At 72.7% G+C, this 10,767-nt stretch carries 10 protein-coding genes; 9 read left to right on the forward strand and 1 reads right to left on the reverse strand.

The annotated features are described in order from the left end of the window. Nucleotides 1–60: 60 nt before the first annotated feature. The 4 genes from IF04_RS0125285 (at nucleotide 61) to IF04_RS0125300 (ending at nucleotide 4,971) form a co-directional block, all read left to right on the forward strand. The gene (locus IF04_RS0125285) at nucleotides 61–633 is read left to right on the forward strand and encodes a MarR family winged helix-turn-helix transcriptional regulator (protein WP_037960621.1); all 573 of its coding nucleotides are present in this window, start codon (nucleotides 61–63) and stop codon (nucleotides 631–633) included. Continuing rightward, entirely contained in the window at nucleotides 630–3,209 is a 2,580-nt protein-coding gene (locus IF04_RS0125290) for an MFS transporter (protein ID WP_030262272.1), read from the forward strand. The genes IF04_RS0125285 and IF04_RS0125290 overlap by 4 nt, the downstream gene beginning before the upstream one ends. A gap of 230 nt (nucleotides 3,210–3,439) precedes the next feature. Continuing rightward, nucleotides 3,440–4,024: a ScbR family autoregulator-binding transcription factor gene (locus tag IF04_RS0125295; RefSeq protein WP_245654502.1), complete on the forward strand. Its 585-nt coding sequence runs from the start codon at nucleotides 3,440–3,442 to the stop codon at nucleotides 4,022–4,024. Then, nucleotides 4,021–4,971 carry an NAD-dependent epimerase/dehydratase family protein gene (locus IF04_RS0125300; RefSeq protein WP_037960624.1) on the forward strand — a complete coding sequence of 317 codons (951 nt, stop codon included), beginning with the start codon at nucleotides 4,021–4,023 and terminating at the stop codon, nucleotides 4,969–4,971. Before IF04_RS0125295 ends, IF04_RS0125300 begins: the two co-directional genes overlap by 4 nt. Nucleotides 4,972–5,040: 69 nt before the next feature. Here IF04_RS0125300 and IF04_RS0125305 read toward each other — a convergent pair whose 3' ends face one another. Next, the gene (locus tag IF04_RS0125305; protein WP_051831546.1) at nucleotides 5,041–6,174 is read right to left on the reverse strand and encodes an IS701 family transposase; all 1,134 of its coding nucleotides are present in this window, start codon (nucleotides 6,172–6,174) and stop codon (nucleotides 5,041–5,043) included. Between the two features lie 337 nt (nucleotides 6,175–6,511). Here IF04_RS0125305 and IF04_RS39360 point away from each other — a divergent pair, with 337 nt between their 5' ends. From IF04_RS39360 to IF04_RS37750, 5 genes are all read left to right on the forward strand, one after another. Continuing rightward, a complete protein-coding gene (locus IF04_RS39360; protein ID WP_051831547.1) occupies nucleotides 6,512–7,099 on the forward strand; it encodes a TetR family transcriptional regulator in 588 nt (195 codons plus the stop codon). Nucleotides 7,100–7,413: 314 nt separating this feature from the next. Continuing rightward, nucleotides 7,414–8,400: a ScbA/BarX family gamma-butyrolactone biosynthesis protein gene (locus tag IF04_RS0125315; RefSeq protein ID WP_051831548.1), complete on the forward strand. Its 987-nt coding sequence runs from the start codon at nucleotides 7,414–7,416 to the stop codon at nucleotides 8,398–8,400. A 293-nt stretch (nucleotides 8,401–8,693) separates the two neighbouring features. After that, nucleotides 8,694–9,746 (forward strand): sensor histidine kinase, encoded by a 1,053-nt coding sequence (locus tag IF04_RS36770; protein WP_051831549.1) that lies wholly within the window; start codon nucleotides 8,694–8,696, stop codon nucleotides 9,744–9,746. Between the two features lie 26 nt (nucleotides 9,747–9,772). Beyond that, complete coding sequence (locus IF04_RS0125325) at nucleotides 9,773–10,474, forward strand: response regulator transcription factor (protein ID WP_051831550.1); 702 nt, start codon at nucleotides 9,773–9,775, stop codon at nucleotides 10,472–10,474. A 204-nt stretch (nucleotides 10,475–10,678) separates the two neighbouring features. Further along, nucleotides 10,679–10,767 (forward strand): biotin carboxylase N-terminal domain-containing protein (locus IF04_RS37750; protein WP_351910787.1); only part of this gene is annotated, 89 nt, incomplete at its 3' end.

Here is a 10,767-nt window from a genome sequence, read left to right on the forward strand (position 1 = left end):
CAATATCCCGGACACTCTATTGGTAGCCGCAAGCAACCAATCGAACAGGGCAACGCAGACGTGACTGGGGGAAGGGCGACGGGTGCGGACACCCACGCCCGGGAGAACAGTGCCGCCAAGGGCGGCACCTCGTCGAGACTGAACGAGGCGGCCGCCGAGCTGGGGACGCAGATCGTACGGTTCGGCCGGCTGATCACCACATGGCGGCGGAGCGCCAAGACGGACGGCGGAGCCGCGGACCGGGTACTGCTCGCCAAGCTCGTGAACCACGGGGACCGGCGCGCCACCGACCTGGCCGCCGACGCCTTCCTCGACCTCTCGACCGTGAGCCGCCAGGTGCGCTCACTGGTCGACCGGGGACTGGTCGAGCGCTACCCGGATCCCGAGGACCGCAGGGGGACGCTGCTGCGCGCCACCGACGCCGGGCACGCGGCCTTCGAGGTGTACCGGGGGCAGCGCGACAGCAAGCTGGCCGCCCTCCTGGAGCGCTGGCCCGAGGAGGACCGGGAGCATCTGGTCCGCCTGCTGGGCCGGCTCAACGACGACCTCGAAGAGGCCCGGCACACCCGCCTCCCGCACCATCCCCCGGAAAGCCGGGACACCGCCGTGAAGCAGAAAGACACACCAGCGTGAGTACCACGAAAACCCCCGAGATAGCGGGGACGGCGCCGACAGCCGGGACGGGGGCCCTCAGTCACCGGCAGATCCTGACCATCCTCAGCGGACTGATGCTGGGCATGTTCCTGGCGGCGCTCGACCAGACCATCGTCAGCACCTCCATCCGGACCATCGCGGACGACCTGCACGGCCTCAGCCAGCAGGCGTGGGCGACCACCGCCTACCTGATCACCTCGACGATCGCCACGCCGCTCTACGGCAAGCTGTCCGACCTGCACGGCCGCAAGCCGTACTACCTGGCGGCGATCAGCATCTTCGTCGTGGGCTCGGTGCTGTGCACCTTCTCCACCTCGATGACCGAACTGGCCGTCTTCCGGGCGGTCCAGGGCCTCGGCGCCGGCGGCCTGATGTCGCTGGCCCTGGCGATCATCGGTGACATCGTGCCGCCGCGCGAGCGCGCCCGGTACCAGGGCTACATGCTCGGTACGTTCGCCACCTCCAGCGTCGCGGGCCCACTCATCGGCGGCGCGCTCGCCGGTCAGGCCACCATCCTGGGCATCACCGGCTGGCGCTGGGTCTTCCTGGTCAACGTGCCGGTCGGCATCATCGCGCTCTTCGTGGTCGCCAAGGTCCTGAACATCCCGCACACCCGCCGCGACCGGCGCATCGACTGGTGGGGCGCGCTCACCATCGCCATCGGCGTGGTCCCGCTGCTGCTCGTCGCCGAACAGGGCCGCGAGTGGGGCTGGGGCTCGGCCACGTCCATTGCCTGTTACGTCATCGGCGGGCTGGGCATCATCGCCTGGATCTTCGTCGAGCGGCGGATCGGCGACGACGCGCTCATCCCGATGCGGCTCTTCCGCAACGGCACCTTCAGCAAGACCAGCCTGCTGTCCGTGCTGATCGGCATGGGCATGTTCGGCGGGATGATGATGATCCCGCAGTACCTCCAGATCGTGAAGGGCTCCAGCCCCACGAAGTCGGGCCTGGAGATGCTGCCGCTGATGGCGGGCATGATGATCGCCTCCATCGTCACCGGCCAGATCACCTCCAAGACCGGCCGCTACAAGATCTTCCCGATCATCGGCACGGCCCTGATGGTGGCGGCGCTGCTGCTCTTCCACTTCCGGGTCCAGTGGGACACCCCGCTGTGGGAAACCATGGTCTTCATGGTCGTCTTCGGCCTCGGCCTGGGCTCCTGCATGCAGACGCTGGTGCTGGCGGTGCAGAACGCGGTGCCGCCGGGCGACATGGGCGTGGCGACCGCGTCGTCCACCTTCTTCCGTCAGATGGGCGCCACAGCCGGTACCGCGGTCTTCCTGTCGCTGCTCTTCAGCACCGTCGGGGACAAGATCGGCTCGGCGTTCAAGGAGGCGGCGGGTACCGATCGCTTCCAGGCGGCCCTGCACGACCCGGCGGTGCTGCACGACCCGGCCAGCAAGCCGGTGCTCGACATGCTGCAGCACCCGGGCGCCGGCGGATCCTCCTCGGTACTGAGCGACTCCTCGTTCATCCAGCAGCTCGACCCGCGGCTGGCCGAGCCCTTCCAGCGCGGCTTCACCGAGTCGATGCACGGCGTGTTCCTGGTGGGCGCGATCATCATCGCGGTGGCGTTCGTGCTGGTGCTCTTCGTCAAGGAGGTGCCGCTGCGGCAGGTCTCCGGCCTCCAGGCACGCGCCTCCGAGGAGGAGGCCGCGACGGCCGGTACGGCGGAGACCGACGCCCCGGCCGACGCCCCGGCGGCTGCCGAGCCGGTGGCCATGGTGAAGGACGCGCCGGCCGCGGCGTCCGGTACGGAGACCGCGGACCGTGCCGAACCCGTCGCGGGCCCCGGCATCAGCGGGCAGGTGCGCGACGGACAGGGCCTCCCGCTGGCGGGCGCCGCGGTGACCCTGATCGACATCGGCGGCCGGCAGCTCGGCCACGCCCGTACCGCGCGGGACGGCAGCTACGCCCTCGCCGCGCCGGGGGCCGGGACGTACGTGCTCATCGCGTCCTCCGGTACCCGGCAGCCGCAGGCGGCGACCGTGGCGGTGGGCGACGAGGTGGTCCCGTACGACCTGGCGCTCAAGGGCGCGGCCGGGCTGTCCGGCCAGGTGCGCGACAGCCGGGGCGCGGTCCCGGTGCCGGGCGCGCTGGTCGTGGCCACGGACCTGCGCGGTGACGTGGTGGCCTCGGCCGTGGCCGGCGAGGACGGCGAGTTCGTCTTCGGCGACCTGGTCCCCGGCAGCTACACGCTGGCCGTCAGCGCCGCGGGTCACCGCCCGGCCGCGCTCCAGGCCGAGGTCGGCTCCGGCGAGGCCAACTGGTACGAGGCGCGGCTCGCCCCGTGCGCCCGGGTCTGCGGCACAGTACGGACGCCCAAGGGCGAACCGCTCGCCGACGCCCGGGTGACCCTGCTGGACCCGGCGGGCAACACGGTGCTCTCCGTGATCACCGGTGACGACGGCGCGTACGCCTTCACCGACCTCGACGGCGGCCAGTACACGATCATCGCCAGCGGTTACGCACCGGCGGTCGCGTCGCTGCGGCTGGAGGACGGCGGCCGTACCGGCTTCGACATCGACCTGGCACACGACACCGTGTCCTGACGCGACGGCCCGGTCGGCCCCGGCCCGGCACGCTCCCACGGGGGGCGTGCCGGGCCGCGCTGCTGTGTACGGGCAATTGTGCGGGTCTGGTGTGGAGCGTTCCGCGGGTGATTTCCGGCAAGTGGCCGGGCGGTAACATAGAGGGCAGTCGTTTTCTTTGCTCAAGTGGGCTGGAGTACCGCGTGGCACGAGTGAGGCAGGACCGGGCGATCCGTACGCGAGGTGTCATCTTGCGTGCAGCAGCCCAGGTGTTCGATGAGTACGGTCTTGCCGGATCGAGCATCAGCAAGATCATGACGCGCGCCGGCACGACCCAGGGGGCGATGTACTTCCACTTCAAGTCCAAGGAGAACCTCGCCCGCGCGGTCATCAACGAGCAGGCCGCCGACCTGTCGCTGCCGGAGCGGCCCGAAGGGCTGGCGCAGCTGATCGGGCTGACGTTCTTCCTGGCCCGCCAGATGCAGAGCAACGTGCTCTTCCGTGCCGGCGTCACGCTGGCCGTCGAGCAGGGCCAGGTCGGGCTGCGGGACTTCAGCCCGTACGACATGTGGGCGGACCTCTTCCGCGGCGAGCTGGAAGCGGCCCGGAGCAAGGGCGAGCTGCAGGACGACGTGGACGTCGCCGAGGTCGCGCAGCTCCTCGTCGCGGCGTACACCGGCTCCCAGGTCATGTCGAACCTGCTCACCGGCCCCGACCGGGCCGACCTGCCCGAGCGGATCGGCCGGATGTGGCGGTACGTCCTCCCGGGCATCGCCCAGCCGGACCGGCTGGCGGAGCTGCGGGAGGTCGCCCAGCGCACCGGGCCGGCGGCGTGACGCCGCGCACGGTACTGCTGAGCGGGGCGAGCGGCTTCATCGGCTCCGCAGTGCAGGCCGCGCTCCGGGCGCACGGGGCGGACATCACCGTACGGGCGCTCTCCCGTACGGACGGCCCGGACTCGGTGCGCGCGGACCTGACCGACCCGGACTCCCTGCGGGGCGTGGCCAAGGGCGCCGACGTCCTCGTGCACTTGGCCTCCCGGGTGTCGGGTGAGGAGGAGGCGTGCCGGGCGGTGAACATCGTCGGTACGCAGGCGCTGATGCGGGAGGCGCGGCAGGCCGGGGTGCGGCGGATCGTCCATCTTTCGACCGCCGCGGTGTACGGGCTGGGACCGCATCGCGGCATCGCCGTGGACGAGACCGAACCCGCCCCCGTGTCGGCCGCGAGCCGTACCCGGCTGGCGGGGGAGCGGTCGGCGCTGGACGCGGGCGCCGTGGTGCTGCGGCCGTACCTGATCACCGGTACCGGTGACCGCTGGGTCGTACCCGCGCTGGCCGAGCTGGTCCGCCGGGTCCCGGCGCGGTGGGACGGCGGGCAGGCGCGGCTGTCGCTGGTCGACGTGCAGGACCTCGCGCGGCTCATCGCGGAACTGGCGTGCGGCGAAGCGGAGGTGGCGAGCGGGGTGTACCACGCGGCCCACCCCGAGCCGGTGCGCCTCGGCGCCCTGCTGGACACGCTCGCGGGGCACGGGGTGATCCCCGAGGTGCCGCGGGAGGCGTGGGACTGGCAGCGGTGCGTGGACCGGCTGCGGGAGTGTCCGGGCGCCATGAGTGAGCGTCAGTTCGAGCTGATGGCACGGGAACACTGGTACCGCAGCGAGGAGATCTGGCGGCTGGCGGGAGTGCCGGCCGGACCGGGGCCGCTGCACCGGCTCGGCGAGTCGGCTCCTTGGTACGCGGAGCATCTGGCGGGTACGGCGGCCGCGGGCGTCAGCGGGGCCTGAGCGCGCGGCGATCGAGCCGCCCGGCGGATGTGCCGGCGGGCGGCCCCTGCGGGTGGCGGGCGCGGTCTCTCAGGCCGCCTGCTGCCAGGCGGCGGCCATGCGCAGGTGGTGTGCGTGGGCGGCCGAGACGAGCGTCATGTGGCGGTGCCAGCCGGGGTAGGAACGGCCCTCGAAGTCGTGCAGCCCGTGGTCCAGCAGGGTGTCCGGGGCCGGGGCGAGGGGGACGGTCAGCAGGTCCGTCAGGGCGGCGAGCCGCGCGGCGGGCAGGTCGGTGAGCCAGATGTGGCGCGGTCCGCCGTCGGCCGGCCAGCTGGCGACGGGCTGCAGCGGACGCGGGCTGCCCGGTACATGCACCAGCGCGGGCGCGAGGCGCAGTCGATCCGCGCCCGGCCCCAGCGGGGTGGTGGCGGCACGCCCGAGGCGCTGCAGCAACTGCCGGGCGGGGAGCGCCCCGGTGGGCTGCCGGCCACGCACGTGGCGGGTCGGCCGCAGCAGGCCGATGGTGACCGGCGTGGTGGCCGGGACGCGCAGCGCGAAACCGTGGCCGCGCGCGGTGAGCGCCGTCAACAGGGGCTGTACGCCGGTGTGGTGGGCGGCCGTGGCCAGGACCGGTGCCTCGTGGGCGACGGGCAGGCCGAGCAGATCCAGCGTGAGGTCGTGCGGCGCGCGGGCGCCTTCTGACTCGGGCACGCAGACGCGGGCGCGCAGCCGCGCGTCCTCGCTCCAGCGGCCCGGCAGGTGCAGCCGCCAGTCGAGCGGCGTGGTGCCGTACTCGGTGGCCAGGAACAGCCCGAACGCCCACTGGCAGCCCAGGGTCCGGCCGCTGGCGGGGTCGAAGCGCCGGTGGACGCCGACGGAGTGCTGGCCGCGCTTCGGGATCAGGACGGGCGCCGGGATCAGGGCGCGCGGCGGGAGTTGCCGCGCGCACCAGTCGGCGAGGCGCCTGCGGACCGGCTCCCACCGCCAGGTGCTCGCGTTGACGATCTGGTGCAGGGACTGCCACGCGGTGTCCGAAGTGCTCACCGTCCAGGCCATGTTGCGTACGGACTTCTTGCCCGGAGTCGAGCACAGGCCCCGGAGATAGGCGGTGGCCCACCGGCGCTGGTCGGCGCGCGGGAGGTCCTGGAACAGGTGCCGAGCCAGGTCGTCGGCCGGGTGGTGCGGCACCGGCCGTACCGGGCCGCTCCCGTAGAGCTCGGTCATGGCGGCTCCCTTCGAAACATGCGGGCAGGGGTGTCGGTGCCGAAAGAATAGCGAACAACCTCTATGTTTTTGAAGGGACGGTTCGCCGTGCCCGGCGGAGCGCCGCTCTCCGGTCGCCGGTGACCTGCCAAAGCCGTCACGGGGCGGCGTCGCGGGGTGCTCGTTGGTGTGTACAGCGGGTTAACGTCTCTTTCCACGGGGATTGCGGTGAGGACGTGCGCCGGCCGGCCGGTCGGCGCGCTCAGCGGCACCCCGTCCGAAAGCCCCCGATCCCCCTTCAGGTCCGGCCCGCCGAGCGGCGGTTGCCGGGTGAGGTTTGTCGAATTGGTGGCATCAGATGAAGCAGGAACGCGCGGTGGTCACCCGTGGACGTCTGACGCGTGCGGCGGCCGGGGAGTTCGCCCGCCATGGGTACGCGGGTACCTCGCTCCAGGTCGTGTGCAAGGAGGCGAAGGTCTCCATGGGCGCGCTGACCTTCCATTTCCGGGCCAAGAGCGAGCTGGCCGAGGCGGTGGCCGAGGAGGCGGTAGCCGAGACCGGCGCCGTGGTGGCCGAGGCGAAGGGGTGCGGCGGCGATCCGCTGGCGGCCATGTCCGGCCTCGCCTGTGACCTGGCCGGGCTGCTGGCCCGCAGCCCCGCCGTCCGGGCGATCGTGCGGCTGGAGGAGGAGCGGATCATCGCCGCGGGCGGCTGGCAGGCGGCGTGGGAGCCGGCCGTGCGCGCCATGCTGGAGTGCGCGCGGCGGCGCAACGACCTGACCGCCGAGATCGAGGTGGAGACCGTGGTGCAGCTCGCCGCGCACCTGCTGAACGGCACCGCCGTCACCCTGCACGCCCGCCCCGAGACCGACGAGGTGGCGGCGCTCGCGCACATCTGGGCAGCGGTCATGCAGGGCATCCGCGCGTCGGCGACGGCGGCGCGCTGACGGTACACCGCCGGCGCGCGGCGGCCGCCCGCCGGCGGCGGCTGACGGGCCCAGTGGCGGGTCGTGAGTGAGCCCGGTGGCGGGCGCATTTCAGCCCGAATTCCCCGTCGACCGACCGGAATGTTCCCTTCCTGAAGTGGGTCGTGGAAAGTCTTGGGGCGACAGGGGCGCTGGTCACGGATGGTGCGCGAGGGAGAGGGGTCTCCCGGCGGGGCGGCCGGTGGTCGACAAAAAAAAGAATGCCCTCTATGTTATGCCGTGCCACGGCCCAGTGCCTTGTGCGGCCAACGCACAACGAGGGAAAGGATGCTGACGTGCCCCGATTTGCCACCGTCCCGGACGCCACTGCTCGCTACGAGGTCATCCCGCAGCAGTTCGTCCACAAGCTCGACCCGGACGAGGTGCTGCTCACCGGATGGCGCAAGACCGGTCCGGACACCTATGAGGTGACTGCCCGCCGGCCCCGCACCCACAGCTTCTACCTGAGCGGCAACGGCGGTTACGACCCGCTGCTGTTCGCCGAGACCGTCCGCCAGCTCCTTCCCCTGCTCTCCCACGCCGCCTACGGGGTACCGCTGGGACACCAGCTGATCTGGGACGACTTCACCTACAGCATGGACGCCGCCGCCATGGACGCGGCCGCCCCCGGGATACCGGTCCGGCTGGCCGTCCGCTGCACCGCCGTCACCCGCCGCAGCAGCCGCGCGTCGGCCATCGTCCTGCACGCCGAGGCCTACCAGGGCAGCCGCCGCCTGGGCGAGGCCCGCACCCGCTTCACCGTGCACAGCCCCGCCGTCTACCAGCGGCTGCGCGGCGCCTACGGTGACGCGCAGCGCGCCATGGCCAACGCCGTACTCCCCGGACTGCCGCTGACGGCCCGTCGGGTGGGCCGTGTCTCGCCCTACGACGTCGTCCTCTCCCCGGACGCCGCGACCGGCCGGTGGCAGCTGTGTGTCGACACCAGCCATCCGGTCCTCTTCGACCACCCGGTCGACCATGTGCCCGGCATGCTGCTCCTGGAGGCCGCCCGCCAGGCGACCCAGGCCATGGCCGACCCGCTGCCGGTCGTCCCGGTGACGATGCACACCGAGTTCCACCGCTACATCGAGCTGGACGCGCCCTGCTGGGTCGAGGTCGAGGCGCTGCCCGCCGACCCGTCGGGCCGCTGCCGGGTGCGGGTGAGCATGCGTCAGCACGAGACGGTCTGCTGTGTCGCGGACGTCTCCGTGGAGCGTGCGCCGGGCTCCTTCCCGCTGCCCGTGCTCGCCGCGCGCGAAGCCGCCGCGCCCGCCCTCGTCTGACCGGCGGGCCCGCCGCGCAACCGTCGTCGGCGTCGCCCCGCCCACTCCCTCACCGGGCCGTCCCGGACCCTTCACCCGCGCACCCTCTTTCCTGTGGCTTCCCTGCGGTGAAAACCTGCGGTGAAAAGGGGTGCGCGGAAGCGTGCACCAGGACGTCGCCACCCCTGCCCGGCCGGTGCCGCGCCCCTGTCCGGGGGCGCGCACCGTCCTGGGCGTTTTTTTCTCTCCCAAAAACATAGAGGTTGTTCGCATTGTTTCGCGAGCGTTCAACCCTTCGTGCAAGAGGAGTAGCCATGGCCGCCGCCTCCACCCTGCTGGCGGATGTCTTCACCCACGCCCTCGCGGAGGGCCTCAGCCGCGCGGCCACCCCGCGCGTCCGCCCGGTCGGCGCCGTAGCCGATGACGTCGGTGCCGCACCCGACGACGTCGACGCCGCGCTGTGTCGCTTCGCCGGTCTGCTGCGGTCCCCCTCCGTCGGGCTGCCCGGCGGGCAGCCCGACGGGGAGGAGACCCGGTACCTGCTGGAACTGGCCCGGCACGCGCTCGGCCGGACCCCGAGCCGGCCCGCCCTACCGGCCGGTGCCCCCGCCGGTCCCGGCGGTCCCGCGCCGGATCAACTCCTCGCCGCCGCGATCCTGTTGACGGAATGCCTCCTCCTGCAGGAGCCCGACACCGGTGCGGCGCTCCCCCTCCTACGGGCCGTCCGGGAGACCTTCGCCGCTGCAGCCGGCCCACACCTGCGGGCCGTCGATGCCTGGCAGGGCCGCCGGACACTCGCGCGGGACGTGCACGACCGCGTCGCCACCCCGCTGGCCGCCGCCCTGGACCGGCTCGGCGCGGAAGCCGGTACCGTACGCGCCTCCGAGCAACTGACCGCGGCGCGCGACCTGTTGGCGCAGGCCGCCGAGAGCAGCCGCGGCATCGTGGCCGGACTGCACGAGCGCACCCCGGTGCCCCGACTGCGCGAAGCCCTGGAGGTCCTGCGCGGTCTGCCCGAGGGGCCGGAGGTGCGCTGGCACCAGTCCGGCGACGAGACCACCCTGCCCGAACTCTTCCGGCGCGAACTGCTGCTCGTCCTGCGCGAGGCGCTGCTCAACGCCCGTACCCACGCCGCGGCGGAGACCGTGTCCGTCACCGTACGGACGACCCGCAGATGGGCCCACGCCCAGGTCTGTGACGACGGGCGGGGCTTCGACGTCGCGCACACGCTCTCCGCACGGCCCGCGTACGGCCTGCGGTCCATGTCCGAGCGCATCGAATCGGTGGGCGGGCGGCTGGCCGTGACCAGCCGCGCCGGCGACGGCACCCGTGTCGACGTCCACCTGCCCCGTTACCAGGCCGGCTGACCGCCGAAAGAGAAGGGGAAACGATCATGCCACGTATCACCGCCGTCATCGCCAGCGAGAACGCGCTGCTGCGCGACGCCCTCACCGCGCTGCTGCACGCGCAGCCCGGCATCCGCCTCCTCGGCCAGGCCACCGGCGAGCACGAGGCCCTGCGCAAGGCCGTCGCACTCCACCCCCAAGTGATCCTCCTGGAGCCCTGGTCGGCGCCGGGCGCCACCGTGCGCACCGTACGTTCCCTGCGCCGCCTGGTGCCCGAGACCGCCGTACTGGCCCTGCCGGGCGGCAGCACGCGCGCCGACCACCACGCCCTGCGCGCCGCCGGGGTGCACGGTTACCTGCCGCGGCACGCCGGACGGGAGGCGCTGCTCGCCGCGCTCGGCACACTGTTCCCCGCGGCGGTGCAGGGCGCCGGACGCGTACCGTACGCAGCCCTGTCCCGGCGCGAGCGGGAGGTGCTCAGCGGGGCGGCGGCCGCCATGACCAACCAGCAGATAGCCCGCGGGCTCGGCATCACCACCGGGACCGTCAAGCGGCATCTGCACACCACCTTCCGCAAGCTGGACGCCGTGTCCCGGCTCGACGCGGTGGCCAAGGCGCTCGCCGCCGGACTGATCAGCGCGCCGGGCCCGGCCCGGCCGCTGGAGCCGGACGGGCCGTCAGGTCCGGCCGCGCCACCGGAGCCGTCCGGCGGCGCGGCCGGCCGGCAGTGGGCGGCCCGGGCGGCATGACCGGTGCTGGGCATGCATTTGTCATTCCGCTGACATTCCCCGCGCTTTCTTGAGATCTCTGACCGAACCCTTGAAATGCAAACCTTGTGCGGGGGGCTTTCCGTGCAGAAAGGTGGGTGACACGACCCGGTGCATTGCTGAGGAACCGCTTGCCAGGAAGGCGCGGAGCACCGGTACGAGAATTCCTGCCGAGGGGGAGCCATCGTGCGCAAGGTGCTCATCGCCAACCGTGGCGAAATCGCTGTCCGCGTGGCCCGGGCATGCCGGGACGCCGGGATCGGGAGCGTAGCGGT

The sequence above is a fragment of the Streptomyces violens genome (assembly GCF_000717745.1).
In the GTDB taxonomy this organism is placed as follows: domain Bacteria; phylum Actinomycetota; class Actinomycetes; order Streptomycetales; family Streptomycetaceae; genus Streptomyces; species Streptomyces violens.